The sequence below is a fragment of the Spiractinospora alimapuensis genome, from assembly GCF_018437505.1.
GTDB lineage: Bacteria > Actinomycetota > Actinomycetes > Streptosporangiales > Streptosporangiaceae > Spiractinospora > Spiractinospora alimapuensis.
On the sequence record NZ_CP072467.1, the window covers coordinates 3,308,308 to 3,333,949 of the forward strand.

Genomic DNA, 25,642 nt, shown 5'->3' on the forward strand with positions numbered 1-25,642 from the left:
GGGGGCCCTGGGACACCGGTCGGGCGTCGTCTCGGGCTGGTTCGGGTCAGTACGCCGCGGGCCCGGGGTCCTCCACGTCCGCCGGTGCCTCGACCACCGTGAGCAGCTCCTCCAGGAGTTCGGCCAGGCCACCGGGCCCGTCCACCACGAGGTCGGCGCGGGCGGCCAGTTCGGGCACCTCGGTGGAACCACTGCACACCGTGATCCCGCGCAGTCCCGCACCGCGCAGCTCCTCCACGACAGCGAACGCCGCCTGGTCGCCGAGGTCGTCGCCGGCGAAGAGCACCGCGGACGCGTCCCGTTCCGCGACGAAGGAACGCAACGCCCGCCCCTTGTCCATCCCGCCGGGACGCAGCTCGACGACGAAGCGCCCGGGTTCCACGACCAGCCCGTTGTCCGCGGCCAGTCGCTCCAGCGTGGGTCGGACCCGGCGCAGCGCGTCGGCGGGGTCGGCTGCGCCCCGGGTGTGCACCGACAGCGAGGTGCCCTTGTCCTCCACGGTCACCCCCTCGGGGGCGTTCACCTCCGAGAGCGCCTCGGGCAGTTGGGCGCGGACCCGCGCGACGCCCTCGGGCACGTCGGGCGCGGAGATCGCACCGTTCTCCCACCGTTCCCGCCCGTAGTGGCCGAGGACAACGAGCCCGGGGATCGCGTCGAGGTCGCCGAGTCGGACGGCGGTCCGGGCCGGACGCCCGGAGATGACCGCCACTCCGCGGAGATGGGGCGCGATCCGCGCGAGCAGGCGCACGACGCCCGGTTGGGGATAGGCGCGGTCCGGATCCGCGACGATGGGGGCCAGCGTTCCGTCGTAGTCCACCGCGAGCACGGGCCGCTGGTCCGGAGCGGTGAAGGAGCGGAGGGCACGGAGTCGTTCCGCACGGCCGGAAGGGTTGGAGTGGGACTGTTCCATGGACTAGAGCTGAATTCCGAGCTGCCGGGCGGTGCGCTGACGGCGGCGTCCCGCGCGCCGCTTGCGCAGCCGCTTCACCAGGAGCGGGTCGTGGGCCAGAGCCTCGGGTCGGTCGATCAGCCCGTTCAGCAGCTGGTAGTAGCGGGTGGGGGAGAATCCGAACTCGTCCCGGATCGCCTGCTCCTTGGAGCCCTCGAACTTCCACCACTGCTGCTCGAACGCGAGGATCTGTCGCTCCTCGTCACCGAGACCGGACTCATCGGCCGAGACGCCGTCACCCGACCTCCCGGACGATCGTCCGTCGAACGGATCGGCAATCGACATAGGGGTTCCTCCCTCTTCCGCGAACGGACGACTCATGCTAACGACTCCCGGCGTGCTGTGAAGGTCCCGTCGCACAGACCTGACAGAAAGGTGACAAATAACTGTCCCGCGCCGCCTGGGGACGTACCCTCGCCAACGTGGTGAGGAATGGGCCGCCAAGCGACGGGCGGGACACACGTGACAGAATTGGATCATCATGCGTTGGCGCACCTCCATCAGCCACACCACACGCGCTGGACAAGAACAGGTCGTCACCACTGGGCTCGCCTGTCGCGACAAGGGGGAACACCGCTGTGCCGATTCGTCGGACCGGGGCGCTGCTGACCACATCCGTCCTTCTGGCGTCCGTCTCGGTCCCCGTGGCGGCTCCCGCCGTCGCGGACGGAGACCTCACCCTCGACCAGTGGGGCGTTGACGCGGTCAACGCCGCCGACGGGTGGGAGACGAGTACAGGGGCCGGCGTCACCGTCGCTCTCCTCGACACCGGTGTCGACGACACTCACCCCGATCTGGGCTCCTCACCCGACGCCTCCGACACCGAGGCGCCCAGCTCCGTGGTCACCGGCCCGGACTTGACCGGAGAGGACCTCGAGCCCGGCGCTGAGTCCTTCGGTGTCCGCGGCACCAAGCTCGCCGGGATCATCGCGGCGAGCGGACACGGTCAGGAACACTCCGGTGGTGCGATGGGCATCGCCCCGGACGCGGCGGTCCTCTCGGTGCGGGTCGCCGGCGAGCCGGACGGGGACGCGCACGCCGACGCCGCTGTGGTGGCCGAGGGGCTGCGGCACGCCGTCCAGGAGGGTGTCCAGGTCGCGCTCCTCCCTGTGGGCCTGGACGCCGACGACGAGACGATCGTGGACGCCGTCGAGACGGCCGAGAGCAGGGGTGTGGTGGTCGTCGCCCCGGAGGGCTCGGCCGTGCCCGGCGCGCTCGCCGCGACAGCGGTCGACGAGGACCTCAACCCGGTGTCACCGGACTGGGGTAGGGCACACCTCGCCGCCCCGGGCACCGACATCGTCACCACGTCGGCCGGCGGCGACTACGCCCAGGCCGAGGGAGCTGAAGCGGCCGCCGCGTTCGTCGCGGGCACCGCCGCCCTGATCCGATCCGCCTTCCCGCATCTACGCCCCGACGAGGTGTCTGAGGCGATGACCTCGAGCGCCAGCCCCATCTCCGGCGCCCCCGAGGTCGCGCCGGAGGCCGAGCAGGTTCCGCCCGAAGCCGTACCCGACCCCGATCCGGCCCCGCCTGAGGGCGGCGTCCCGGGGGAGACGCAGGAGGCGCCCGTCGAAGGGCTGGACGGCCTGGGCGTCGAGGGCGGCGTCGAGGGAGCCGCGAACGGTCTCGAACAGGCCCCCGACGCCGAGGCGGACGCGGCACCCCCCGAGGAGGCTCCCGCCGAGGACGAGGCGGACGACGACAGCGACCCCGTCGGTCTCCTGCACGTCGCGGACGCGTTGACCACGGCCGAGGAGATCGCGGATGAGTCGGAGCCGTTCGACGAGGACCTCGTCTCCTCCGAGGAAGACCAGGTTTCCCTGCTCTGGCTCGCCGGCGCGGCCACCGGACTGGTCATCGGCGCCGGAGTGCTCCTCTTCATCGTGCTCCGTCGTCGTTGGTCCAACCCCTACGACCTCCCGCCCCGCGAGACCTTCGCGGTCGACGAACCGCCCGACCCCCAACCCCGCCGAGGCCGTCGACGTCGCCGCTAGACAGCGTCGGGGGGCGCCGATACCCGAGGCCCTTGTCGCGCCGCCCCTCACCCGTCCTTTGGGCGCCCGGCCGCTGGGCCCACCAGCTTCCCCGAGGCCGGCACCACACGGCGGTTGACCACGCGCATCCGTTCGGGGGATACGCACCTCGCGCGCCTCGGCGCCAACGCTGCGAACTCCGGCTCAGCGTCGTCGACTGACCCACCACACCGGCCTCCCACGACAGCGTGCGGCCACGGCTCGTCCACATCCGGGCCAGGCGATCGATCGAGGGGCGTCCAGACTGGGTTGTCCACCGAGCATCAGAGGCTTCACGCCAAGCCGGGACACCACGTCACCCGACAAGTCACACACGCGGACAGGGGCCGCCGACCATCGCGCGCATGGGCACGTGGGGCGGCGGGAATGTGACGGCGTGGTGTGCGGCCCACGCGGGCGGGCGTGGACCTGCGACCCGGTGGCCGTGAACAGGTGTGCTGCCGGGGAAGCCCTGGCACGCGTGGGGCCGGCTCCTGTGCGAATCCCGGGGGTGCGGAGCCTCAGTGACGCGAGAGGGCGTCGCGGAGGGGCCTCCATGGAGCGCGGCGTTTCGGGCTCGCCCCGCCGTCCGCGCGCGTGGCGGCTACGTGACACGTTTCCTGGAAGGCCGGTGTGTCGGCCGCGCCCCTCGGAGAGACGGGGCTACAGCACGGCGTCGCGGACCGCTTGGCGTAGGTCCGGGAGTCGGCGGCGTTCTCGGCCGAAGTGGACGGAGTTGGTCAGAACGCCGGCGAAGCGACCACGGTCAGGGTGGATGGCGAGGGACGCGCCGGTGAAGCCGTCGTGGTGGACGACTCCATCCGCGGTGAGGAGCCAGCCGAGGCACTGTGCGTGCTCGTGGGAGAGCCACAGGGCCGCCTCTCGGCTTTGCTGAGCGTAGGCCTGGGACACCACCCCGCCCGGCCGGCCGGGGTCCGTCCAGGTGCCGAGGAGTGCGCGACAGTACCGGGCCAGGTCGTGAGCCGTGGTGAACACGCCGGCGTGCCCCGCGACGCCTCCCATGAGGGCGGTGGACTCGTCGTGGACGGTGCCCCAGGTGGCTCCGGCTCCGGCGAGGCGACGCTCGGTGGGGGCGGTGTCGGGGCCGGCGGCCACGGGTCCGTAGGTGGTCTCCCGCATCCCGAACTCGTCCCACAGGTCCCGCGCCTGGTCCCGCAGCCCGCGCCCCTGGAGCCGTTCCAACAGCAGGCCCAGGAGGATGTAGCCACGGTCGATGTAGCGACGCCCCGGCTCCTGGAGTGGCGCCGCCAGGATGGTCTCCACGAGGTCGTGCGTCGTGCCGACGTACCGGTGGAGTCCGGTGACCGGATCCAGTCGCGCGGTGTGGGTGAGGATCTGGCGGGTGGTGACCGCGGCTCCCGGAGTGGTGGCGTACCGGGTCAGGTACCGTCCCACGGGAGCGTCCAGGTCCAGGGCCCCGGCGGCCACCGCACGACCGACGAGCGGCCATGTCACCATCACCTTGGTGAGGCTGGCGACGTCGTAACGGACGTGGGGGTCGGGTGCGGTGTGCGGGAGGTCCGGAGTAACCAGACCGGCGGCCGCGAAGGCGTGACTCGCGGCGTCCCCGACCACGGCGACACCGCCGGGGAGGTCACCGGCCGCGACCATCTCCCTTAGCAGGTCACGGAGCCGTCCGGCCTTACCTGACCACGGTGCGGGCGCGTCGTCCACAGTGACTCCCCCAGATTCACGTTGAAAACTTAATTAACAAGCCGTATCCTGCGTAGGCTCCGTACGGCGCTCGGAGCGTGGCGGCCCTCGGTCAGATCCCCCAAGGCCCGGGGCCGTCACCGTCAACTCCTTCGTACCCCGACACTCGCTCAGGCCGGCTCGATGAGATCCCAGCGGTTCCCGTAGAGGTCCCGAAACACCGCGACGGTGCCGTAGTCCTCCACGCGCGGGTCCTCCTCGAACACGACGCCCGCCCCCCCGCAGACGCGCGTGCTCTCGGGGGAAGGAGTCCGTGTAGAGGAACCACCCCACGCGGCCGCCCGTCTGGCCACCGACCCTGCTCCGCTGAACGTCGTCGACAGCCCGGGCAAGCAGGATCCTCGCTCCGTCGAGCGACGACGGCGCCACCACCACCCAACGCTTGCCCCCACCAAGGTCGGTGTCCTGGACCAGGTGAAACCCGAGACGACCCGTGTAGTACGCGATGGCCTCGTCGTAGTCCTCGACCAGCAGAGCGCACAAGCCCAACGAAAGCACTGTCGACAGATTCCCGCCGACCGGTCACACAAACCACGGCGAGCCGTTCGCAGGATCACGGTGTGGGGCGGACGACCCACTGCCGAGGACTTGACCTCCAGCGCGCTTGAAGTGATGCCGTGGACGTGGTTCTTCCCGCCCGCGTCCGGAGGTTACGCGTGAGTGTCCTGGTTGAGGTCTGGTCCGATATCCGTTGCCCCTGGTGCTGGATGGGACATCGTCAGCTCGTCGCGGCGGTCGAGCGCTCCGGCGTCGACGTCGACGTACACCATCGCAGCTTCCTGCTCGAGCCCACCGGACCCGCCGAGTCCCGGCGCCCCATTCGCCAACTGGCGGTGCGGTCGTGGGGACTGACCCCTGGGGAGTGGGATCAGCGCCGGGACCACATCCAGTCCTCCGGCCGGGCCCTGGGGCTGCGGATCAGTATGGACTCCGCCCTCGCCATCGACTCCCGGGACGCCCACCGACTGATCAAGTGGGCGGTCGCGAGTGGGGTTCCCGCGCTCAGCATGTGGGACCTCGCCTTCGCCGCACACCTGGAACACAACGAGAACCTCGAGGACCCCGATGCCCTACGGGCGCTCGCCACACGCGCCGGGCTCGACGCCGCGGAGGCCGACCACCTCCTCGCCTCCGACGCGTTCTCCGACGAGGTGGTCGAGGACCACCGCAGAGCCCAAACCCTCGGAGCCCGGGGCGTCCCCACCTTCCGCGTCGGCGGACGCGTGCTGAGCGGCCACCACCCGGTCGACGCCCTCGCGGAGTTCCTGGTCACGGGTGCCACCGCCGCGTGACGGGCCAAGCCATGCCGCCGTCTGGGGACCTGCCCGGCGAGAACGGGTACTCGCTTCGGTTCGCCGCGAACTTCACCACCAGCCTGGTGGAGGTGCCCGTCGGCCCGAGGGCTCGTGGGTCCAGGCGGAGGCCGTGGCGAAGAAACTCGCTCCCGGGGGCTGGGCACGAGTGCGCTGGTAGGCTCCACACCGAAGAATAGGACTTCTCTCCACAAAACACCCGTCTTTCCCGGCGGTCGCTGGAAGGAATACATGCCTACGGCTCCACCCGCCTTCCAGCTTTATGACCTGTGCAAACGGTTTGGCGAACACCAGGCTGTGGACAACGTCAACCTGACGGTTCCCACCGGCTCCTTCTACGGGCTTGTCGGGCCGAACGGCGCCGGGAAGACCACCTCACTGACCATGGCCGTGGGGCTGCTCCGGCCGGACAGCGGCGGTGCACGGGTCTTCGGGGCGGACGTGTGGAGTGATCCCCTGGCCGCGAAGGCGCGCATCGGTGTGCTGCCCGACGGCATGGCCATGCCCGAGCGACTCACCGGACGCGAGCTCCTCACCTACCTCGGGCAGCTCCGCGGGCTGGACCGGCGCGACCTGGACACGCGGGTCGAGGACCTCCTCGCCGGGCTCGGGTTGGACGAGGCCGAGGGCACGATGATCATCGAGTACTCGGCGGGAATGCGGAAGAAGATCGGGCTCGCCGGCGCGCTCCTGCACAACCCCCGGCTCCTCGTGCTCGACGAACCGTTCGAGGCCGTGGACCCGATCTCGGTGAGCGTCATCAAGTCGCTGCTCCGCTCCTTCACCGACTCCGGTGGGTCCGTCGTCATCTCCAGCCACGTCATGGCGCTCGTGGAACAGATCTGTGACCACGTCGGTGTCATCGCGCGCGGGCGGGTGCTGGCGTCGGGAACCATCGACGAGGTACGCGGCGACCATCCCACCCTCGAGCAGGCCTTCGTCGACCTCGTCGGCGCCCCCGAACCGACGACGGGATTCGCATGGTTGGGGTGATGGTGCGGATGAAGCTCGCCGCCCTCCGACACGGGTCGAGCGGATCCCGCACCGTGGGGGCGGTGCTCGGCATCGTCCTCGCCCTCGGCACCGTGTGGGTCGGTGTCCTCGCGCCCGCCCCCGCCGTCGCCGGTCTCGTCGCCGCGATCCTCGGTGTGTGGACCGTGGGGTGGCTCGTGGGCCCGTCCGGTGTCGGCGGGGGCGACGAGACTCTCAAGCCCGAGTACTTCGCCCTGCTTCCCCTTCCTCGGCGCACCGTGGCCGTCGGGCTGCTGTGCGCGTCGTTCGTGGGCGTCACGGTGCCGGTCACCGTGGTCGCGCTGCTGTCCCTGCTCACGCTGGCGCTGCGCTACGGGGCCCTGCCCGTGCTGGTCGCGGTCGTGGCGATCCCCCTGCAGCTCCTCGTGATCGTGCTCGCCTCCAAGGTGCTGACCGCACTGTGGGGCGCCGCGCTGCGCACCCGGATCGGTATCGAGATCACCGCGATCCAGAGCGCGGCGATCCTCGCGACCGGCTTCTCCGTGTACATGCTGTACCAGGCGGCCTCGCACCACGCCGACGTCGCCTCCGCGATGTGGAACGAAGGCCTCCCCACGGGAGTGACGCGGGTCGCGCTGCTCCTGCCCTCCGGTTGGGGTGTCGCCGCCGTCAACGCGGCGGGCGAGGGGCGCTGGCTGGTGGTCCTCGGGGCGCTCGTGGGCCTCGCGGTGTTCTCCGTACTTCTCCTGGCGGCCTGGTCGGCACTCATCCAGCGGCGCGTCACGCGCCCGACCACCGGCGACTCCCGCGGGGCTCGCCGTCGGAGCTGGCACCTGCAACGGCTGATGCCGTCCACTCCGGTCGGTGCTGTGGTCGGGCGGGAGCTGCGTTCCTGGTCCCAGGATCCGCGGCGGGCACTGGAGCTCCGCACGGCCCTGTGGACCGGACTGCTCGTGTGCGTGCTGGGACTCGCCGTCGGGCTGACCTTCATGATCCCGTTGGCGGGCCTGATCACGCTGGCCCTCGCCGCCCTGATGTCCCTGAACACCTACGCCCAGGACGGCAGCGCCCTGTGGCAGACGCTGTTGGTTCCCGACGCGGCACGCGGCGACGTCCGTGGTCGTCAACTCGGCTGGCTGATCGTCTTCGTCCCGATCGCCCTGGCCGTGTCGGTCGGCGGGATCCTGTTGACCGGGCAGTCCTGGGCCTGGCCGTGGGTGGCCGCCGCCGCCCCCGCCCTCGTCGGTGGGGGCGCGGGCCTGTCCGTGCTCTTCGCCGTGACCTGGCCGGCGCCGGGCGCCGATCCGCACCGGCACGGCGGCAATCCGCTGGACTCTGGCTCGGTCGTGGCCCAGTTCAACGTCATGTTCCCCCTCATGCTGTTCGTGGCCGCGCCGCCCACGGCCGTCACCGCGTTGGGGTACCTGACGGACAACCCGACGCTCATGTGGTCCGGGACGGCGGTCGGCGTCGCGTTCGGGACACTCTTGGCCTGGGGCCTGGGCCGCGTCGCGCACCGGCGCCTTCAGCGTCGGGGGCCGGAACTCCTGAGCACCCTTCGGTGGGGCGCCTCGCCCGAGCCGGACGCGTCCCAACCGGGCGAGGAAGGCGGTGGGACGGTCACGTTCGGGGTGGTCGCACGGGCCCAGCACAACCTGGAGACCCTGTCCTCGGCTCGGGGGGCGGCCCTGTCGGCCCTGGGCCTGACGTTCTGGCTGCCGCTGTACCAGGGCGTCGTCTCCCTGGTCGGAGTCCTCGTCGGGACGGACAACCCGTCGTGGCACCTTCCGCTGTACCTTCCGGCGCCGCTCCAGATCCCTGGATCCGTCGGCATGCTCCTCCTCGGCGTCCTGATGATCGTCGCGATGGGACGGATCGTCCTCCGCCCGGTCCGAACCCAGCCGGAGGTCGACGGCGTCACCCTCGCCGCGAGCGCGACGGAATCCGACGTTCCGGACGAAGTCGTCGACGCCACCAATCGCTGACGAGCCCACGGGCAGATCGCCATCCGGCTTCGGTCGATCAGCAGAACGGAAGCCGGTCCGGGCCTAGCGCAACGGATGCACCGCCGCCAGTTCGGGTTGTGGGCGTCCGGTGGCGATGGTCTCGGCGAGGAGTTGACCGGTGATGGGGCCGAGGGTGATGCCCCACATGCCGTGGCCGCCGGCGACGAAGACCCTGGGGGAGAGGGTCGGGCCGACGAGGGGGAGACCGTCCGGGGTGCAGGGACGAGCACCGACCCAGTCGTCCTGTTGGGTCGACCAGTCCACACCGCGCAGTTGCGGAGCGGCCGCGTCGCGAACGCTGGCGACCCGGCCCGGGTCCAGCGGCGCGTCGGTGCGGCGGAACTCCATCATCCCGGCGACCCTCATCCTGTCCCCCATCGGACCCGCGACCACCCGGGCCGCCGGGAACATCACCGGGTCGGCTGGCATGTGGTCCGTCCGCACGCTGAAGCTGTACCCCCGCCCGGCCTGGACCGGCACGGTCACACCGAACGGCGCGGCCAGCCGGTTCAACAGGCCACCGTTGGCGATGACGGCGACGTCGCCGCGAACCACTCCCCCCGGCACTCGGGCCTCCACCCGGCCCCGGCGCTCCCTCAGGCGGGACACGGGGCTGTCCTCGGCGATGTGCCCCCCGAGCTTCCGCACCCCGTTCGCCAGGCCCGCGACGAAATCACCCGGATTGACCCGACGTTGACCGCGCAGACGCATCGCCGCGCCGATCTCGTCCGACAGGGCCGGCTCGGCCGCGTGTGCCTCGATCGCGTCCAACAGGTCGTACTCGACCGGGAGGCCCGCCTCGCGGACGTGCCGCATCTCCTCGACCATCCCCCGCAGGCCGGACCTGCTCGGAGCGGCGACCAGTGGTGCCGCCGGAACCGTCTCCGCACTGACGCCGCCGTCGGTGAGCTCGTCGAACGCGGCGAAGGCGCGCAGATTGAGGGGGGTCATGGCGGCGAGTCCGGCACGCCACCTGCGTGTGGTGGCGTTGCGGAGGAACCCGGTGAGGAACCGGACCAGGTGGAGGTCGATGGTCGCCGGGACGTACAGCGGGGCGCTCGGGGACATGAACCCGGTAACACCCGCCTGGAGGGTCGAGGGATCGGGAAGTGGGACGGAGTGCGCGGGGGACACCCATCCGGCGTTGCCCCAGGAGGCGCCGGAGGCGACCCCACGGCGTTCCAGCACGACCACGTCGACCCCTCGACGGAGCAGGAACCACGCGGTCGAGAGCCCCACCATTCCCGCTCCCACCACAATGACCCGCTGGGGCGAACGGCGACCGTCCGACATACGATCCCTCCTCGAGAAAGCACCCACACGTACGCGGCGACGCACCGCACACCGGACAGAAGCATTCCCCCGCCACATAGAGGGACACTTCTCCCGCCCCACGCCGACTTCGTATCCCGCGACTGTTCCGCACGACACGCGGCGCCGTAGAGTGCTGGACTCCTGATCCGTCTCGAGGACGGTCCCCGCTCCCCGGCGAGAGGAAGACCCATGGGCGAACTGGTGGTTCGGACCCTGGCTGACGACCCAGCGCTGATCGACGTCCTACGTCGGTTCCCCGACACGTGGCCGCGCTTCATCATCGAGGACCCGTGGGGCGAGGCGTACTACTCCCACGCCGCGGACCTCTTCCCGGAACACGTGCAGGTCGCCTGGGACACCGACGACCCACGGACCCCGGTCGCCCGCGCCTTCAGTGTCCCGTTCGTCTCCGACACGGAGGAGCGGAGCTCCCTGCCGGAGCACGGCTGGGACGCGGTGATCCAGTGGGCGCTCCAGGACCGGATCGCCGGCCGTACCCCGACGGTGGTCTCCGCGTTGGAGATCACGATCCACCCGGAACGTCGCGGTGGCGGGCACGCCGCGGAGCTGCTGAACGCCATGCGGACCAACACCAAGGCGCTGGGGTACACCGAGTTGGTCGCACCGGTGCGTCCCACGGGTAAGGCGGCCGAACCCCAGGCGCCGATGACGGAGTACGCCCACCGAACCCGGGAGGACGGGCTCCCCCTCGACCCGTGGCTCCGGGTCCATGTTCGCCTCGGCGGTGAGATCGTCGGTGTGTGCGCCCGCTCCATGACGATCGCCGGATCGGTCGCCGAGTGGCGGGCGTGGACCGGGCTCCCGTTCGACGAGCCGGGTGACGTGGTGGTGCCGCGGGGCCTGGTTCCCGTGCACTGCGACCCGCGCCACGACCACGCGGTCTACGTCGAGCCCGGGGTGTGGGTACGCCACCGGATGTGATTCGGGAACCGCGCGACGGCCTCACGGACGGCTTCCGCCCCCTGGAGGCCCCCCAGGGGGCGGATCGACGCGGGACACCCGCCCAGCGACGACGGAAACCCTCGTCCGGAACCACGAGGCCGACCCCACCCACCCCGGCGAGCCGCGCACCTGTGGCGTCGGAGCGCCGCGACTGCGCGCGGGCTCTGTCGTGGCACGAAACCACGCCTTCCCCCTGACCGGCCCGCCGAGGGCACAGGGACAAGCGGCCCGCTACCCGGGCTTCCGCGCTGTGGTGACCAGGCTGGGCGTCGGCTGCCGCACGCCCCGGCGAACGTCGACGTGTTCCTCCAACGCACGCACCACGGCCGCGCGCGCTGCCCCTTCGGCCTCTTCGTCCACGTCGCCGAACCAGTGGCGGATGGGCCCCATCTCGAACATGAACGTGGCCGCCTCCTCGGCGTCCCGACCCAGGAACTGGGTGACGGGTGCCGACTCCGACCGAACGTCGACGAACCCGGCCGCCGTCAGAACGTTGGATACGCCTTCGGGTGTGGAGAGCGTGTCGGTCCCGGTCGTGTCCTCCTCGACGGCCAGCGTTGGTGTGTCCGGAACGAACTCCCGCATGATCCGGAGAAGGTCCGGGAATCCCCCGGTCTCAGGCTCCTCGGTGGAGGGGGTCATGATGGCGAGCCGTCCTCCCGCCCGCAGCGCGGAGGCGATGTTGGTGAACGCGGCGACCGAGTCGCTGAAGTACCACACGCCGCCCCGGCTGATGACCACGTCGTAGGACGCCAGAGGAAAGGGGTGGACCTGGGCGTCCCCCTGCTCGAAGGACACATTGGCGATCAGTTTCTCCTCGGCCACCTCCCGCGCGCGGACCAGCATCGGTGCCGACAGGTCGACACCGTGCGCGTGCCCCTCAGGTGCCAACGTCGCGGCACGACGGGTCGTGAGCCCCGCTCCGCAGCCGATGTCCAGCACGTGGTCCGCCGAACGGATGTCGGCCGCGCCGAACAGTGCACGATTCATGCCTCCGACCATGGCGTCGTAGCGGTCGTTGTTGTTGGCCCAGTGCTGGCCCTCGTAGCCGTTCCAGGCCTGGTACTGGTGTGTGTTGACGATCTCCCGCGACATGCGTGCTTCTCCTCCGTGTCGTGTCCCGCTGACCGGCGGGCGCTCCTCGAGGCCACCGGCGTGGGGAGACCGGCTCCCCCGCCTCCGGTCTCCGGTTCGAGCGCCGACGCGTCAGATCGCCGCTCCGAGCTCCTCGGCGTGCCGCGCGCGGCACGCCTTCGTGCAGTAGCCGTAGGTCTCGCCAGCGTGCACCAGGGTGATCGCCGCGTCGTCGAGCTCCACGACCATGTCGCAGATCGGGTCGTGGACGGTCGCCGGGCGAGGCCCGGGAACCGGGACCCGGCCCCGGACCTCCTCCCGCCGGCGCTGGGTGACGAGTCGCTCGATCTCCGGCGTCGACAACGTCTGTCCGTCCATCCCCCAGCTACCGTCCCGGACGCCGCGAATCTCCACCCAGATCCGGGGGTCCGCGTCGGCGTCGGCCTCCCGTGCCGCCTCCCGGATGATCCGGGTGAAGCGCTGGACCATCTCCTCCCGCACCGGCTTGACCCACGGCGCCGGCACACTGACCCGGGCGACGTAGCGCGCGTTGTCGTGGCCGCTCACGGTCCGGTCGCCGGCGACCCACGTCTGGGGTTCGAGCAGGAGGACCTGGGTGAGGGCCCGCGAGTCCTCCAGCACCGTGGGGGAGTGCTCGTCCTCGTCCATGAACGCGATGAGGCGGCGGGCGAGCCGCTCGCGCTGTGGGGCGCCGAGAACTCCCGAGGGCAGGTACAGCTCGATCAGCAACATCACCCATCACGTCCTTCGCGGCGAGGAATCGTGCCACCGTCGGTTCGTGGCCCCTGCTCCACAGCGTTCCCCACATACTCCCCAGGGGCATCCGACCTAGGGCGGCTTCGCCCCGTGCGGACAGTGACGGACGCGGGGCGACGGCTACGCCCGGGGGAGTAGTCGGCGTCGTCGCCCGGGGTAGGACGCGCGTTCGGACGGAAAGCGCCTAGGTTTGAGGAATGCAGCTTCGATGGATGCCGGGGCCCGGCCCCGCCCGCGAACTGGCGATCGTCGGCGTGTCGGCCGTCCTCGTTCTGGTGAGCGGGGCTTTGGGTTCGATCGACGCCGGCGGACTGGCGGTCCATGACTATCCGCTCCTGCTCAGTGGACCGGCGTTGCTCCTGTTCCGGAACCGGACGCCTCGCGCCGTCCTGGTGGGGGCCCTGCTGTCACTGCTGGTCAACTCGGCGGTCCAGCCGGAGGTCGGCCCGCATGTGGCGCTGCCCGCCCTCGTCGCCCTGTTCACTGCGGTGAACCACGGCTACCGGGGCTTCGCGGCCGCAGCCGTGCTGCCCACCATCGGCGCCGCGGCTCTCGCGGAGGTGAGCCAGGCCAGCGGGCCGAGCGGAGACGGTCTACAGGAACTCATGCTCTCGGTCGGCTGGTTCGTGGCCGCGGGGATCCTCGGCGAGGCCACCCGCCAGCACACCGCCTATGTGCGCGAGGTGGAGGGGCGTGCCGCCGAGGCCCGCCGAACCCAGGAGGAGGCCGCACTACGCCGCGCCGGAGAGGAGCGTCTCCGGATCGCCCGCGAACTCCACGACTCTCTGACCCACGCCATCTCGATCATCAAGGTCCAGGCGGGGGTGGCTGCCCACCTGACCCGCAAGCGCGGCGAGGAGGTGCCCGAGGCACTAGTCGCCATCCAGGAGGCCAGCGGGGACGCGACCCGCGAGCTCCGCGCCACCCTCGAGGTGCTGCGACGGCCGGCGGACGACCCGGACGACCGGCCGGGGTTGGGACAGTTGGAGGCGCTGGTGGAACGTTCCCGCGGTGCGGGAGTCCCCGCCACCGTCACCGTTCGCGGCGGCGCCGACGCCGTCTCGGCCGACACCGACCGTGCCGCGTACAGGATCGTGCAGGAGGCGCTGACCAACGTGACACGCCACGCGAACCCCACCACTGTCCGCGTCGAGGTGTCCTACGAAACCGACGTGGTCCGTGTCGCCGTGGAGAACGACGGCCCCTGGCTCGGCGCCCAGCCGCCCACGCCGGGAACCGGCCTCCGAGGTATGCGGGAGCGCGCCTCCGCCCTTGGTGGTTGGGTGCGCGCGGAGCCCGGACCCGAGGGCGGTTTCCGGGTGGAGGCAGAGCTCCCCCGGGAGGCGCCCGTGGAGGCCCCGACGTGATCCGGGTGCTCCTGGTCGACGACCAGCCACTGATCCGCGGCGGATTCCGAGCGCTGCTGGACGCCGAGGACGACATCGCCGTCGTCGGCGAGGCGCCCGACGGAGAGCAGGGCCTTACCCTGGCCCGGGAACACCTGCCGGACGTGGTGCTGGCCGACGTGCAGATGCCCGTCATGGACGGCATCGAGGCGACCCGGAGAATCGCCGCGGATCCCGCCCTCGATGGGTGTCACGTGGTGATCCTGACTAACTACGGCGTCGACGAGTACGTGTTCAACGCCCTGCGGGCCGGAGCCGCCGGGTTCCTCGTCAAGGACATCGACCCTCCGGAGCTCCTGCACGGTGTGCGGGTCGCGGCACGCGGTGAGGCCCTGCTCGCGCCGGCCATCACGCGACGCCTCATTCAGGAGTACGTCGCACGGCCACCACTCTCAGCGTCCCTCGCACGGGTGGACGAGCTCACCAACCGGGAGCAGGAGGTCGTGGCACTGGTGGCTCGGGGCCTGTCCAACGACGAGATCGCGCGGCAGATGGTGATCAGTCCCGCGACGGCCAAGACGCACGTCAGCCGCGCGATGATCAAAACCGGCGTACGCGACCGGGCCCAGCTCGTCGTCCTCGCCTACGAGTCCGGCCTCGTCACCATCCGCCGCGACGGCTTCGCCTGACCCCGCCCGTCCCCGTCCCCCCATCAGGATTTCTCCACCCCCCACCAGGATTCACGCACATGGATCGTGTGGGGGGGTGCACCCCGCCCTGCCATCGCGGGGTCAATCACACCCACCACCTTGTCCACCCACCTCGCAGCGCTATACGCTACAAATGTAGCGCTACATAAATAGCGAACGAATGTCCGGAGCGGGAAGGGCGACACCATGTACGACGTACTCATCGTGGGCGGGGGACCCAGCGGCCTGATGGCCGCCCACGAACTGGCCCTGGCCGGCGTCTCCTGCCGGATCCTGGAACGGCGCCGCGAGGAGTCCAACGTCACCCGGGCGTTCGCGCTCCACGCCCGGGCGCTGGAGCTACTGGACGCCCGCCGGCTCGGGGACGGCCTCGTCGCACGCGGCAACCCGCTGCGACGCGTCGCCCCCGCCTACGCGTCCCAGGTGGAGTTCGGACAGTTGGACACCCGCTACCCCATGCTCTTGGTCGTACCGCAGAGCGGCACCGAAGAACTCCTCACCGAACGCGTGGCGGAGTTCGGTGTCGAGATCCTCCGCGGCGCGGAGGTCGCCGACGTCGACCAGGACGACGACGAGGTGCGTCTGCGCCTCACTGACGGCACGACGCACACCGCCTCCTACGTGATCGGCGCGGACGGGGCGCACAGCACCATCCGGGAACGGGTCGGCGCGGGGTTCACCGGTGATACCTACGAGCTCCCCATGCTCCTGGCGGACGTCCAGCTCGCTCCCGGGGCCAGGCCGTCCCTGAGCAAGGTGGGCCGAGCGGGCGTGGTCGTCGCCCTGCCGTTCGGGAACGACTGGTATCGGGTGGGCGCGTGGCTGCTGGACCCGCTCCCGCAAGGGACCGATCCCCGGACCGACCACATCCGCGCGGCGTTCCTCGAGATCGCCGGAACGGATCACGGGATGGGTGAAGCCCGGTGGATCACCCGGTTCACCGCCGAACGCCGCCAGGCACAGCACTACCGAGTGGGGAGGACGTTCCTTGTCGGCGACGCCGCGCACGTCAACTCCCCCATCGGAGGCCAGGGCATGAACACCGGAATCCAGGACTCCGTCAACCTCGGATGGAAGTTGTCGGCCGCGGTCCAGGGGTGGGCACCGCCGTGGCTTCTCGGCTCCTACCACGCCGAACGCCACCCGGTCGGAACCGAGGTACTCGCGATGACCGACCGACTCACCTCCATCGTCCTCACCGGCTCCCGGCTGCGGCTGGCAGCGCACCGCCATCTGATGACGGCGCTGCTGGCCACGCCCCACGGCCGGGACGCCATCCTGGGGCGCATCAGCGGACTGGCCCTCTCCTATCCCTCGGTGGTGCCCGGCGACTCCGCTCCCCATCCCCTCGTGGGCCGCCGCGCACCCGACGGCCCGACCGACCACGGACGGCTCTACGAGGTGCTGAGGGACGCGACGTTCGTTCTGCTGTCCAACGCACCGCCCACCGACGGCCCCCGGCTCGAGGCCACCGACGAATCCGTGTCCGCGGCGGCCCCGCCGTGGAACGGCCGCGTACGCCAGGTGCGTCCACTGAACCCGATGGCGGCGACACACGTCCTCGTTCGCCCTGACGGCTACGTGGCCTGGGCGGGTGACTCCACGGCCGCGTGTGACCAGGCGATCAGGACGTGGTGCGGGTCGGCCTAGAGTGGCGGGGAACAGCCGCGGAACACTGAGGTTGGAGGTTCGGTGCCGCCACCCAATCGGGCGCGCCGCGACGCCCTCGCGGACGCCGCCATCGACGTGCTCGCGCGGGACGGCTCACACGGGCTCACCCACCGTGCCGTCGACGACAGGGCCGACGCCCCCAACGGGACCACCTCGCGCTACTTTCGCTCCCGGGCGGCGCTCCTGGAGGCGGTGGCCGAACGCCTGACGGACCGGCTGCGGCAGCGAATCGACGGCTTGGACCCCGCCCCAACGGACCCGGTGACCCTGACGGACTCACTGGTCGCGACGATCATGGGGATGCTTGACGGGAACCGGTCCATGGCGCTGGCCCTGATGGAGCTTCACCTCGAGGGCAACCGCTCGCCGGTCGTACGCGCCGCGGTGTCGAGCGCCCTTTCCGCCCGGGTGGACCTGATCCGCGGCCGGTGTCGGTCCGCTGGTGTCGAAGTGTCCCTCAAGGACGCACAACTCCTGGACACCACGATCACGGGGATCCTGTTCACCACCATCACCGTGCACGCCTCCGACGATCCTCTCCCCCTGGTCCGCGCCATGGTCCAGCGGACCCTCACCGGACAGCTCCTCGACTCCTGACCGGGAACCCTCCGGTTCCGCGTCGAGGACACGCCCTGTCCGCGATCGCTGGCAGACTGGTTTCCATGCCCGAAACAACCGCGGGGCGACTGCTCAGCCTCCTGTCCCTCCTGCAGACAGCACCAGAGTGGACCGGTGAGCAGCTGGCTGAACGGATGGACGTCACCACGCGGACCATCCGTCGTGACGTGGACCGACTCCGGGAGTTGGGGTACCCGATCGAGTCCACGTCCGGGGTGGCGGGCGGGTACCGCCTGGGTCCGGGCGGGCGCATGCCTCCGCTGCTGCTGGACGAGGAGGAGGCGCTGGCGGTCGCGGTGGGGCTACGCACCGCCGCGCAGGGTTCCGTCGCGGGCATCGAGGAGTCGTCGGTCCGGGCGCTGACCAAACTGCACCAGGTGCTTCCCCCGCGCCTGCGGCAACGCGTCGAGGCCCTCACTCTCGCCACCGCCACCATCCACCGCGAAGGCCCCACGGTCGACCACGAGACCATCGCCCTCATCGCCGGCGCGTGTCGGGCGAACGAACGCCTCCGCTTCGACTACGTGCGCCTCGACGGCACCGAGGCCCGACGTGTGGTGGAGCCCCACCGTCTGGTCTCCGTCGGACGCCGCTGGTACCTGGTCGCCTGGGACGTCGACCGCGACGACTGGCGCACCTTCCGCGTGGACCGACTCACCCCGCGCCCCCCGACAGGTCCCCGGTTCGAGCCACGCGATCCCCCCGACGGCGACGTCGCCACCTACCTGAACCGCCGCATGGGCCTGGAGATGTGGCCCATCGAGGCTCGGCTCCTCATGCACGCCCCAGCCGAAACGTTCGCGGGCATGGACTTCGGCCTGGTCACACCGATCGACGATGACACCTGCGAAGTACGCATCGCCAGCGACTCCCTCACCATGCTCGCCGTCTGGTCCGGCCTCGCCGACGTGGACTTCACCGTCCTCGACCCCCCAGAACTCCGGGAGAGGCTGGGACACCTCGCCGCCCGCTACCAACGCGCCGCGAACTCCTGAGTAAGCGCCTACCATCCATGACGGCAGGGGCGTGCGGTCTGCCGCCGCTGAGCGTCCGAGGATCCGGGTAGGGGTCTCTCAGGGGCCGAAGGAGGTGCGCCATGTTCAGCGGACGGACCAAGGGACCGTTGGGGAGTCACGCCCGGCCGGCGAGTGCGCTGGGCCTGCGGCTGATCCTCGCGTTGTTCGGGTTCGCGGTGTGTACCGCGGCGACCGCGATGGCGGTTTTCTGGTGGCACTCGGCACCGGTCGCGGTCATCTTCGGATTCGGCATGGTGTTGACGGCGGTCAACTCGTACTGGGTCGCCGAACGGATTCGCTACGAACGGCGGTGACGCCCGACGCGGCCAGTGCCCCGCGGAAGTGGATCTTCTCGCGGGGCACTGTCACCGTCCGTGACAGGAGGGGTGGCTCACGGACGGTGTCCCGCGGGTGGGACGGACACCCGCGGGGACCGGTGACATCGGGGCCGGGCCCCTGGTGCTATGGCGTCAGAGTGCCAGAAACCACGCGCCAGCGGGCATTTCTACTGCTCTCCCGACTGACTGTCTCACTCAGAATCGAGCAATGTGAGCCAGGCCGTCAATGCTCTGTCGACAGTAGGCCAGTTCCGGACAGTGCACGGAGGGCGAACAGTGCACGTCACGCCCGAGTGCTGGTGGAACCGTCGCCCGCCCCCTGTCCGACCTGCTGGCTCCCGATCCGGGGGAACGGCTCCGTGGAGAACACCACCTCGACCGGGACCTCGAAGTACTGTGCCAGCCGTAACGCGAGGTGCAGGCTGGGACTGTACTCCCCGCGTTCGAGATAGCCCACCGTTTGGTAGTGCACACCAAGGGCCTCAGCGAGCTGCCGCCGTGAGACTCCACGTTCCGCGCGCAGGACGCTGATCCGGTTGTAGACACGCTCGGCGCTGATCGGTCTCCCCTTCTCCAGTCCCTGCCGTGTCTCAGCCGACCCGCTTCATCGCGTCCTCCCGGCGCGACTGGACCGCCGAGCCCGACTCCCGCCGTGCCATCCGACGCAGCAGGGGCGGTGCCAGCACCAGACCCAGTACGGCCCAGACCCCCAACACCCCCAAGGTCTCCAGGTGCCGCCACGACTCGCCGATCTCCGCCGCCGCCATCTCGCTGGGGAGGAGAGCGGAACGCATCCCCAGGCCGAGCCAGTAGACGGGGAAGACCTGCGCGACCGCCTGCAGCCAGGTGGCCATCGCCGTGATCGGGTAGAAGATACCGGAGATACTGATCAGCCCACCCATGGGGAGGAAGACCAGTCCCATGCTGCGCGGGTTCGTGATCAAGGCCCCGATCGCCGCCCCGATAGGCACCACGGCCAACATGCCCAACACGAACACGACGACGAGCAGCACGGCACCCGTCACCGAGGGGGTGACGTCGGAGCCGAAGAGCGCGATGCCGCCCAGCAGGATCAGGAGCGCGCTCATCGCCGTCATCGCCGCGACGAGGAACGTCTTGGCGACGAGGTAGGAGAGCATCCCGTTCGGGGTGGACTTGGCCCGCAGCAGCGTGCCGTCCTCCCGCTCGGTGACGAGGATGGACGCGACACCGATCATGGCGAAGGCCACGTTCATCCCGATCACGCCGGGCAGCACAGAAGCCCCGAGCGAGAACTCCGTCCCGGGAACGGTCGAGTTCCGCATGAAGAGCATGACGACGAAGAAGATAATCGGCCAGAAGAAGTACTGGAACAACTCCTGCGGCTGAGTGATCGAGTGAAGGAACTCGATCCGTCCCCGGGCCACCCCCAGCCGGAGGGCACGCAGATACGGTGTCATCGGTCGGCCTCCCGCTGCTTGAACTCACTGACCGCTTCGTTGGTCTTCCCGGCCTCGTGCCGCTGGACCATGGACATGTAGACGTCCTCCAGCGTCGCCCGCCTCACCTCCAGGTTGGCGATCTCCTCCCCGTACTGACCGAACAGCTCGCGGACGAACTTCGTCGCGTCCGGGGTGGAGTGCAGGAAGTGTTCGTCGCTCCTGGTCCAGCGCACCTCGGCGTCGTGCGCCACCTGGCGCGCCAGTTGTGCGGCACTTCCGTTCGCGAGGATCTGCCCGCCCGCGAGGATGAGGATCCGGTCGGCCAGTTTCTCGGCCTCGTCGAGGTCATGGGTGGTGAGAACGATGGTGGTGTTCTCGTCGGCGACCGAGTGGATCAGGTCGTGGAAGTCGCGTCGCGCCTCGGGGTCGAAGCCGGCGGTCGGCTCGTCCAGGAACAAGAGTTCCGGATTGCCCACCAGGCCGATCGCCACGTCCAGGCGCCGACGTTGCCCCCCGGAGAGCGCCTTCACCCGGGTGCTCGCCTGCTCGGTCAGTCCCACGCGGGCGATGAGCTCGTCGGGGTCCACCGGACGCGATCGGTCGGTGGTGCCGTAGGGACGGTAGTACTCACCCAGGTGACGAATGAGCTCCCGCACCCGCCAGCCGCCGTGGTCCCGCCACGACTGCAGGACGATCCCCATCCGTGCCCGCCAGGCCTCATTACCGTGCGCCGGATCGACACCCAGGACCGAGACCTCCCCGTCGGAGCGCATACGGAAGCCCTCGAGGATCTCGATCGTCGTCGTCTTCCCGGCACCGTTCGGACCGAGCAGACCGATGACCTCTCCCGGCTCCGCCGAGAAGGTCACTCCGGTCAACACGTCCTTGCTGCCGTACCGCATCCGCAGGTCACGAACTTCGATAGCGGTGTCGACCCGCGTGTGCGCTTCGGGGGCGAGGTCGTCACCCGCGAGTTCGCTCACTCTTGTCATACCTCTCTGCCTTTCAGCCACATCTATACACCCAATTGTAGTACTTGTACTACATTCGATCGCAAGCCAATTACGCCCAGGTGCGGTCCTGCCCCCTCATCGGGTGTCCTCCGGCGCTCGACGGTGCCGAGTGTCAGGCCCCCAGGATCCGGCCGACCGTCGCGCCGAGGATCATCGCGCCGACCCCGGCCAGCAGAGACGCGGCCACGTTCAGCAGCGGGAGGAACCGGACCCCTCCACGGGCGAGTCGCACACGGTCTCGAACGCGAACGTCGAGTAGGTCGACAACGCACCGAGGAAGCCGACGGCGACGAACCCGAACCACGGCTCCGGAAGGACCAACGTGGCCACCAGCCCCAGGAGGCCACAGGCGAGGGTGTTGGCGGTGAACGTGCCCCAGGGGAACAAGGAGTCCAGTCGAGCCCGCCAGGCGCGATCAATGAGGTAGCGCGACGGCGCCCCGAGGGCGCCTCCCAGCGCGACCAGGAGGAATGTCATTCGTCCCGCCCCTCCTCTCCACCATCGGTGGAGCGGCGCAGCACCCGCTCGGTCAGCTCGACTCCCGCCCAGACCGCGAACAGCCCACCCACCAACGTGACGCCGAGGTACACGACGGCCAGGCCACCACTACCGACGGAAGCCATGTCCAACGCGTCGAGGACATGGGTGCTGAACGTCGTGTAGCCGCCCAGCACGCCCACGCCGAGCAACGGTCGGGCCAGCGGCCAGCGGGGGTGCAGCTCGGCGAGCGACGCCAGCAGGATCCCGATCAGCAGGCACCCACCGACGTTGGCGATGATCGTCGCGTGGGCGAAGCCCCCAGGAGTGTGGGGTATGGCGAGGTCGATCGCGTGCCGTGCGCTGGCCCCCAGCGCCCCGCCCAATGCGACGAGCGCCAGGTCCCACCCCAGACCGGCGCGGGACGCTCGACGGACGCGGCCGGAGGGGGCGTCCGTTTCGCCGCCGTCCCGTGGCCCGGCTGCGGGAGGTGTTCTGGGCGACCCTTGGGGAGCGGAGCGCTGTCCACGCGACCGCGGCGGGAGCGAGTCGTCCGGCTCCTCCGCCTCCCCCGGTCCATCGACGCCGCCCGGGCCGTCGGCGCACATGTGCATCTCCCATCAGCGAACGGGGACCGCGCGAACAGCGGCGCGAACCGTCTGACTGACAGGGACCGTTGGCGGCACGTACGTCCGCGATTGGGTGCGGCGGGCCCCTCCGCCGCGTCGATCCCGCCCAGTCTATCCCCAGGTCAGCCGTCCATCTGGGGGGACACCGAGCCGACGAGGTGGTCCAACAGCAGGCCACTGACCCGGTCGGACCGTTCGATGGAGACGAGGTGGGCGCCTCCGCTGACGACGGCGTAGCGGCAGCGTGGCAGCCGCTCGGCGAGGTGACGTCCCTGCCGAGGCGGCGCCTCGGGGTCGTGCGCGGAGGAGATCACGAGGGTGGGGTGCGGGATGTCCCGCAACGCCGGCCTGAGGTCGGCGTCGGCGAACGCGGTCGCCACCGCCGCGAACTCGTGGGTGGACATCGCCACCAGCTCCCGGGCGAGCAGTGCGCAGACGTCGGGCCGTTCCTGGGCGAACCTGGGGGTGAACCAGGACCGTGTCGCGTCCGGCACCACGGCGGGCATCCCCGATCCGAGGGCCAGGATGGCGCGCCGTCGCCACGCCGACGGGTCGCGGGTCCGGGCCGACGCGGACAGGAGCCCGAGTCGTTCCACCGACCGTGGGGACTTCCGCGCCGCGGTGAGCGCGACCGCGGCTCCCAGAGCGGCGCCCACGATGGACACCCGCTCGAGTCTGCGCACCTTCAGCAGGTCGAGCACCGCGTCCGCCATGGCGTCGACCGTCGCCCCGGGGGGTTCGCCGTCGGGACCACGGAGGTTCACCCGGAGCACGCGTAGGTGTCGGGTGAGCTCGGGAAGCTGCGGCTCCCACATCGACCATCGGGTCCCCGCGGCGGGCAAGAGCAGGACGACCGGGGCGCGGGGTGGTCCGACGAACCGGTGCTCAAGGGGCGCGAGGGCCACGTGCGACCTCCCAGGACGGCACGGCCCAAAGCGTATCCGTTCCGACACCGCCCAGTGGAGGTTTCGTCGAGTTCTCTTCGGCCATACGCGGCGATTCTCCGCCGGCGACCGCGACCGGGCCCCCAATCCGCCGGCACCTGTGAGGGCACGCCATACCCGCCGCTCAGCCGAACCCAAAAATGTCTTGGTGCCCCTCATTCGGGTCGGGAACAATCGCATCTCATGACGGATTCACCAGACTCGAACTCACCCAGAACCGTGACGGTACGCCCCGCGACCGGCGAGGACATCGACCAACTCGTGCGGGTGTCCCGGTCCGCCGACACCGCGTTCCACGCCGCCGGACTCGACCTTCCGCCCGACGACCCCGAGGAGGAGTTCCGCTCCAGTGAGTGGCTGCTCGTCGCGGAGGTGGCAGTGGATGGCACCGCGCGGGTCGCGGGATTCGCGACTCTGCTGGACATCGGTGGGGGCCAGGCGCACCTGGCGGGTCTTGGCGTACACGTCGACCACATGCGACGCGGTGTCGGGACCACGCTCCTCGACGCGGCCCGGTCCCAGGCACGGGACCGGGGCTACGCGTGGCTGACCCTGACGACCTTCCGGGACCTGCCGTTCAACGCGCCCTGGTACCGGCGTCGCGGGTTCTCCGTCGTGGACTCCGTGTCCCTCACCCCGGAACTCGCCGAACGGTTCCGCTTGGAGGACGAGGGGTCGGGGCACGCCGCGCCGCGCGTAGCGATGCGGCGAGCCCTGCGGTAGACACACCGGTGTGGGACGCCGGCGTTCCGCACCGGCGGGTCACACCGGAGCGTCCCAGGGGCGCAGGCGGGGGATCCACGCCGGCACGTTGCGACGGTAGGTCTCGTAGTCCGACCCGAACTGCCGCACCAACGTGGGCTCCTCGTAGAGCCGGACCCACAACACGAACATGACGTGCACGCCGACCGCGTAGAGCACCAGCCAGGCGGAGCCGAACAGCAGTGCCTGCCCGACCAACGCCGCCGCGATACCGACGTACATGGGGTTGCGGACGTAGCGGTTGGCGCCGGCCACCACGAGGCGCTCGGTCGGGGCCACAGGCGCGGGAACACCGCGTGCCCGGACGAACTCCACGAACGAGGCGACCAGCGGGATCAGGCCGAGGACGACCAGCAACGCGCCCAACGTCTGGGCCACGACCCAGTACTGCGTCGGCTCGACGAACTGCCAGCGGGTGATCAGCCAGGGCAGCAATCCCACGACCGTTCCCGGCGCGATCAGGAAGAAGACGACACTGCCCATGGCGGCAGAGGCTCGCGAACGCATGACAACCACTCCTGTTCTCAGGGGGAGATGCGGGTCGACTCCGAAGGTGGCTCCACCGCGACCGCACGCAGGTACATGCGGACGAACTCCTCGGAGGCGAAGTCAACCGGTGGAAGCCCGCCCGGAACGACGGGTTCCAACGTGGGGCGCAACATCAGATGCGCCATCAGCGGCCCAATGAGCTGCTGAACGAGTAGGGGAATGGGAAGATCCCGCAGCCGACCTGCATGCACGTGGGGGAGGAGCAGCTCGGAGAACACCCGGAACATCCGCGGGAATGTGGTCCTGGACATCTCGGCGACAGGGGCCTTCGGACGCGCCATCACCTCCGACAGCAGCCCCGCGACGACGCGGGGTTCTCGCTGGAAGGCCCTGATGAAGATCCGGTGCAACGCCCGGACGGTCTCCTCGAGCGACTCGGGGAGCTCGGCGGCCAACTCCTCCAGCTCGATCACGGGCCCGTGCCGCTCGAACACGGCCGCCAGCATGCCGTCCCTGCCACCGAAGACGGTGTGCAGGCTGGGGACCGAGCACTCCGCGTTCTCCGCGACACGCTCGAGTGTGAGCGCGCCCAGCCCCCGCTCACTGATGATGAGCGCCGCCGCGTCCGTCGCGCGTTCCCACACGGACGGACGTCCCCCCGGGTCGACCCCGGCGCGACGAACGGCGTCGTCCAGCGCCGCGCGGGATCCGCCCAACCGGCGCAGCAAGGTGCTGCGTGAGACGCCGGCCTCCGCCGCGATCGCCGGCAGGGGCACCATCGCCACGTCCTGTCCGCGGTCACGGGCCGCCCGCAGCGCGGCGTTCACCAGATCATCCAGAACATCCATAGACGTGACACTATGATAAATGTAGTCACGTATCAAGTGTCAGCGGACGATGAGCACGACACGTGGGTGCGGAACATCAGACAGCGAAAGGAAGGACGGGGGATTCGGACGCCCGGAGATCAGGACGCCCCCGCGAGCCGCACCGCGCCCACGACGCCGAGCTCGGCGCCAACGGCCACCCCGGGGGCCACGGATCCGACGAGCCCTCACGCGGGGGACATCGCCCCCAGGGACAGAGACGCA

Annotated in this window: 27 protein-coding genes; 12 read left to right on the plus strand and 15 right to left on the minus strand. The window is 70.5% G+C overall.

Translation table 11 applies throughout. From position 1 onward, the window contains the following. Window positions 1-46: 46 nt before the first annotated feature. Both otsB and J4H86_RS15255 read right to left on the minus strand, forming a co-directional pair. Window positions 47-910: a trehalose-phosphatase gene (gene otsB, locus J4H86_RS15250; protein WP_236538295.1), complete on the minus strand. Its 864-nt coding sequence runs from the start codon at window positions 908-910 to the stop codon at window positions 47-49. A 3-nt stretch (window positions 911-913) separates the two neighbouring features. Next, complete coding sequence (locus J4H86_RS15255) at window positions 914-1,234, minus strand: DUF3263 domain-containing protein (RefSeq protein ID WP_236538297.1); 321 nt, start codon at window positions 1,232-1,234, stop codon at window positions 914-916. A 293-nt stretch (window positions 1,235-1,527) separates the two neighbouring features. Here J4H86_RS15255 and J4H86_RS15260 point away from each other — a divergent pair, with 293 nt between their 5' ends. Next, on the plus strand, window positions 1,528-2,946 hold the full coding sequence (locus J4H86_RS15260; protein WP_236538298.1) for a S8 family serine peptidase: 1,419 nt from the start codon (window positions 1,528-1,530) through the stop codon (window positions 2,944-2,946). 681 nt (window positions 2,947-3,627) lie between these two features. Here the strand turns inward: J4H86_RS15260 and J4H86_RS15265 are convergent. Both J4H86_RS15265 and J4H86_RS27655 read right to left on the minus strand, forming a co-directional pair. Further along, a complete protein-coding gene (locus J4H86_RS15265) occupies window positions 3,628-4,596 on the minus strand; it encodes a serine hydrolase domain-containing protein (protein WP_236544040.1) in 969 nt (322 codons plus the stop codon). Window positions 4,597-4,692: 96 nt separating this feature from the next. After that, a complete protein-coding gene (locus J4H86_RS27655) occupies window positions 4,693-5,196 on the minus strand; it encodes a VOC family protein (RefSeq protein ID WP_394356377.1) in 504 nt (167 codons plus the stop codon). Between the two features lie 158 nt (window positions 5,197-5,354). Here J4H86_RS27655 and J4H86_RS15275 point away from each other — a divergent pair, with 158 nt between their 5' ends. The 3 genes from J4H86_RS15275 to J4H86_RS15285 all read left to right on the plus strand — a co-directional run bounded on the left by J4H86_RS15275 (window position 5,355) and on the right by J4H86_RS15285 (window position 8,968). Beyond that, window positions 5,355-5,990, plus strand: coding sequence for a DsbA family oxidoreductase (locus J4H86_RS15275; RefSeq protein WP_269134470.1), 636 nt, complete (start codon window positions 5,355-5,357; stop codon window positions 5,988-5,990). Window positions 5,991-6,242: 252 nt separating this feature from the next. Then, window positions 6,243-7,004: an ABC transporter ATP-binding protein gene (locus tag J4H86_RS15280; protein WP_236538301.1), complete on the plus strand. Its 762-nt coding sequence runs from the start codon at window positions 6,243-6,245 to the stop codon at window positions 7,002-7,004. Next, complete coding sequence (locus J4H86_RS15285) at window positions 7,004-8,968, plus strand: hypothetical protein (protein WP_236538303.1); 1,965 nt, start codon at window positions 7,004-7,006, stop codon at window positions 8,966-8,968. Before J4H86_RS15280 ends, J4H86_RS15285 begins: the two co-directional genes overlap by 1 nt. Window positions 8,969-9,031: 63 nt before the next feature. On the opposite strand, the gene J4H86_RS15290 is transcribed toward J4H86_RS15285, so the two are convergent. Continuing rightward, entirely contained in the window at window positions 9,032-10,282 is a 1,251-nt protein-coding gene (locus tag J4H86_RS15290; RefSeq protein WP_236538305.1) for an NAD(P)/FAD-dependent oxidoreductase, read from the minus strand. Window positions 10,283-10,492: 210 nt separating this feature from the next. Between J4H86_RS15290 and J4H86_RS15295 the strand changes: the two genes are divergently transcribed. Next, window positions 10,493-11,245, plus strand: coding sequence for an N-acetyltransferase (locus J4H86_RS15295; RefSeq protein WP_236538307.1), 753 nt, complete (start codon window positions 10,493-10,495; stop codon window positions 11,243-11,245). A 252-nt stretch (window positions 11,246-11,497) separates the two neighbouring features. Here the strand turns inward: J4H86_RS15295 and J4H86_RS15300 are convergent, their stop codons facing one another. Both J4H86_RS15300 and J4H86_RS15305 read right to left on the minus strand, forming a co-directional pair. Then, window positions 11,498-12,361 (minus strand): class I SAM-dependent methyltransferase, encoded by an 864-nt coding sequence (locus J4H86_RS15300; protein WP_236538309.1) that lies wholly within the window; start codon window positions 12,359-12,361, stop codon window positions 11,498-11,500. Between the two features lie 111 nt (window positions 12,362-12,472). After that, window positions 12,473-13,096: a hypothetical protein gene (locus J4H86_RS15305; RefSeq protein WP_236538312.1), complete on the minus strand. Its 624-nt coding sequence runs from the start codon at window positions 13,094-13,096 to the stop codon at window positions 12,473-12,475. A 218-nt stretch (window positions 13,097-13,314) separates the two neighbouring features. Between J4H86_RS15305 and J4H86_RS15310 the strand changes: the two genes are divergently transcribed. From J4H86_RS15310 to J4H86_RS15335, 6 genes are all read left to right on the plus strand, one after another. After that, the gene (locus J4H86_RS15310; protein ID WP_236538313.1) at window positions 13,315-14,484 is read left to right on the plus strand and encodes a sensor histidine kinase; all 1,170 of its coding nucleotides are present in this window, start codon (window positions 13,315-13,317) and stop codon (window positions 14,482-14,484) included. Further along, on the plus strand, window positions 14,481-15,152 hold the full coding sequence (locus tag J4H86_RS15315) for a response regulator (protein WP_236538315.1): 672 nt from the start codon (window positions 14,481-14,483) through the stop codon (window positions 15,150-15,152). The genes J4H86_RS15310 and J4H86_RS15315 overlap by 4 nt, the downstream gene beginning before the upstream one ends. 207 nt (window positions 15,153-15,359) lie before the next feature. Beyond that, complete coding sequence (locus J4H86_RS15320; RefSeq protein ID WP_236538316.1) at window positions 15,360-16,823, plus strand: FAD-dependent monooxygenase; 1,464 nt, start codon at window positions 15,360-15,362, stop codon at window positions 16,821-16,823. 42 nt (window positions 16,824-16,865) lie between these two features. Next, a complete protein-coding gene (locus J4H86_RS15325) occupies window positions 16,866-17,441 on the plus strand; it encodes a TetR/AcrR family transcriptional regulator (RefSeq protein WP_236538317.1) in 576 nt (191 codons plus the stop codon). A gap of 65 nt (window positions 17,442-17,506) precedes the next feature. Then, the gene (locus J4H86_RS15330; RefSeq protein WP_236538318.1) at window positions 17,507-18,457 is read left to right on the plus strand and encodes a helix-turn-helix transcriptional regulator; all 951 of its coding nucleotides are present in this window, start codon (window positions 17,507-17,509) and stop codon (window positions 18,455-18,457) included. Between the two features lie 101 nt (window positions 18,458-18,558). Next, entirely contained in the window at window positions 18,559-18,792 is a 234-nt protein-coding gene (locus J4H86_RS15335) for a hypothetical protein (RefSeq protein ID WP_236538320.1), read from the plus strand. A gap of 307 nt (window positions 18,793-19,099) precedes the next feature. Here J4H86_RS15335 and J4H86_RS15340 read toward each other — a convergent pair whose 3' ends face one another. The 6 genes from J4H86_RS15340 to J4H86_RS15365 form a co-directional block, all read right to left on the minus strand. After that, window positions 19,100-19,393: a helix-turn-helix transcriptional regulator gene (locus J4H86_RS15340; protein WP_236544041.1), complete on the minus strand. Its 294-nt coding sequence runs from the start codon at window positions 19,391-19,393 to the stop codon at window positions 19,100-19,102. A gap of 13 nt (window positions 19,394-19,406) precedes the next feature. Continuing rightward, window positions 19,407-20,255 carry an ABC transporter permease gene (locus J4H86_RS15345; protein WP_236538322.1) on the minus strand — a complete coding sequence of 283 codons (849 nt, stop codon included), beginning with the start codon at window positions 20,253-20,255 and terminating at the stop codon, window positions 19,407-19,409. Further along, window positions 20,252-21,229 (minus strand): ABC transporter ATP-binding protein, encoded by a 978-nt coding sequence (locus tag J4H86_RS15350; protein ID WP_236538324.1) that lies wholly within the window; start codon window positions 21,227-21,229, stop codon window positions 20,252-20,254. The genes J4H86_RS15345 and J4H86_RS15350 overlap by 4 nt, the downstream gene beginning before the upstream one ends. Window positions 21,230-21,439: 210 nt before the next feature. Continuing rightward, on the minus strand, window positions 21,440-21,727 hold the full coding sequence (locus tag J4H86_RS15355; RefSeq protein WP_330932419.1) for a fluoride efflux transporter FluC: 288 nt from the start codon (window positions 21,725-21,727) through the stop codon (window positions 21,440-21,442). Next, window positions 21,724-22,335 carry a fluoride efflux transporter FluC gene (locus J4H86_RS15360; RefSeq protein ID WP_236538326.1) on the minus strand — a complete coding sequence of 204 codons (612 nt, stop codon included), beginning with the start codon at window positions 22,333-22,335 and terminating at the stop codon, window positions 21,724-21,726. The genes J4H86_RS15355 and J4H86_RS15360 overlap by 4 nt, the downstream gene beginning before the upstream one ends. Window positions 22,336-22,478: 143 nt before the next feature. Continuing rightward, window positions 22,479-23,261 (minus strand): alpha/beta fold hydrolase, encoded by a 783-nt coding sequence (locus tag J4H86_RS15365; RefSeq protein WP_236538328.1) that lies wholly within the window; start codon window positions 23,259-23,261, stop codon window positions 22,479-22,481. A 222-nt stretch (window positions 23,262-23,483) separates the two neighbouring features. Here J4H86_RS15365 and J4H86_RS15370 point away from each other — a divergent pair, with 222 nt between their 5' ends. Next, complete coding sequence (locus tag J4H86_RS15370; RefSeq protein WP_236538330.1) at window positions 23,484-24,023, plus strand: GNAT family N-acetyltransferase; 540 nt, start codon at window positions 23,484-23,486, stop codon at window positions 24,021-24,023. A 39-nt stretch (window positions 24,024-24,062) separates the two neighbouring features. On the opposite strand, the gene J4H86_RS15375 is transcribed toward J4H86_RS15370, so the two are convergent. Beyond that, a complete protein-coding gene (locus tag J4H86_RS15375) occupies window positions 24,063-24,569 on the minus strand; it encodes a methyltransferase family protein (RefSeq protein ID WP_236538332.1) in 507 nt (168 codons plus the stop codon). Between the two features lie 17 nt (window positions 24,570-24,586). Then, window positions 24,587-25,399: a TetR/AcrR family transcriptional regulator gene (locus tag J4H86_RS15380; protein ID WP_236538334.1), complete on the minus strand. Its 813-nt coding sequence runs from the start codon at window positions 25,397-25,399 to the stop codon at window positions 24,587-24,589. Window positions 25,400-25,642 lie beyond the last annotated feature (243 nt).

Excerpts from the sequence above, each read along its gene's own strand:
- otsB (WP_236538295.1), bottom strand. The coding sequence starts at position 910 with ATGGAACAGTCCCACTCCAACCCTTCCGGCCGTGCGGAACGACTCCGT.
- J4H86_RS15255 (WP_236538297.1), bottom strand. The coding sequence starts at position 1,234 with ATGTCGATTGCCGATCCGTTCGACGGACGATCGTCCGGGAGGTCGGGT.
- J4H86_RS15265 (WP_236544040.1), bottom strand. The coding sequence starts at position 4,596 with ATGGTCGCGGCCGGTGACCTCCCCGGCGGTGTCGCCGTGGTCGGGGAC.
- J4H86_RS15280 (WP_236538301.1), top strand. The coding sequence starts at position 6,243 with ATGCCTACGGCTCCACCCGCCTTCCAGCTTTATGACCTGTGCAAACGG.
- J4H86_RS15285 (WP_236538303.1), top strand. The coding sequence starts at position 7,004 with ATGGTGCGGATGAAGCTCGCCGCCCTCCGACACGGGTCGAGCGGATCC.
- J4H86_RS15290 (WP_236538305.1), bottom strand. The coding sequence starts at position 10,282 with ATGTCGGACGGTCGCCGTTCGCCCCAGCGGGTCATTGTGGTGGGAGCG.
- J4H86_RS15295 (WP_236538307.1), top strand. The coding sequence starts at position 10,493 with ATGGGCGAACTGGTGGTTCGGACCCTGGCTGACGACCCAGCGCTGATC.
- J4H86_RS15300 (WP_236538309.1), bottom strand. The coding sequence starts at position 12,361 with ATGTCGCGGGAGATCGTCAACACACACCAGTACCAGGCCTGGAACGGC.
- J4H86_RS15310 (WP_236538313.1), top strand. The coding sequence starts at position 13,315 with ATGCAGCTTCGATGGATGCCGGGGCCCGGCCCCGCCCGCGAACTGGCG.
- J4H86_RS15320 (WP_236538316.1), top strand. The coding sequence starts at position 15,360 with ATGTACGACGTACTCATCGTGGGCGGGGGACCCAGCGGCCTGATGGCC.
- J4H86_RS15330 (WP_236538318.1), top strand. The coding sequence starts at position 17,507 with ATGCCCGAAACAACCGCGGGGCGACTGCTCAGCCTCCTGTCCCTCCTG.
- J4H86_RS15335 (WP_236538320.1), top strand. The coding sequence starts at position 18,559 with ATGTTCAGCGGACGGACCAAGGGACCGTTGGGGAGTCACGCCCGGCCG.
- J4H86_RS15345 (WP_236538322.1), bottom strand. The coding sequence starts at position 20,255 with ATGACACCGTATCTGCGTGCCCTCCGGCTGGGGGTGGCCCGGGGACGG.
- J4H86_RS15350 (WP_236538324.1), bottom strand. The coding sequence starts at position 21,229 with ATGACAAGAGTGAGCGAACTCGCGGGTGACGACCTCGCCCCCGAAGCG.
- J4H86_RS15355 (WP_330932419.1), bottom strand. The coding sequence starts at position 21,727 with ATGACATTCCTCCTGGTCGCGCTGGGAGGCGCCCTCGGGGCGCCGTCG.
- J4H86_RS15360 (WP_236538326.1), bottom strand. The coding sequence starts at position 22,335 with ATGTGCGCCGACGGCCCGGGCGGCGTCGATGGACCGGGGGAGGCGGAG.
- J4H86_RS15370 (WP_236538330.1), top strand. The coding sequence starts at position 23,484 with ATGACGGATTCACCAGACTCGAACTCACCCAGAACCGTGACGGTACGC.
- J4H86_RS15375 (WP_236538332.1), bottom strand. The coding sequence starts at position 24,569 with ATGCGTTCGCGAGCCTCTGCCGCCATGGGCAGTGTCGTCTTCTTCCTG.
- J4H86_RS15380 (WP_236538334.1), bottom strand. The coding sequence starts at position 25,399 with ATGGATGTTCTGGATGATCTGGTGAACGCCGCGCTGCGGGCGGCCCGT.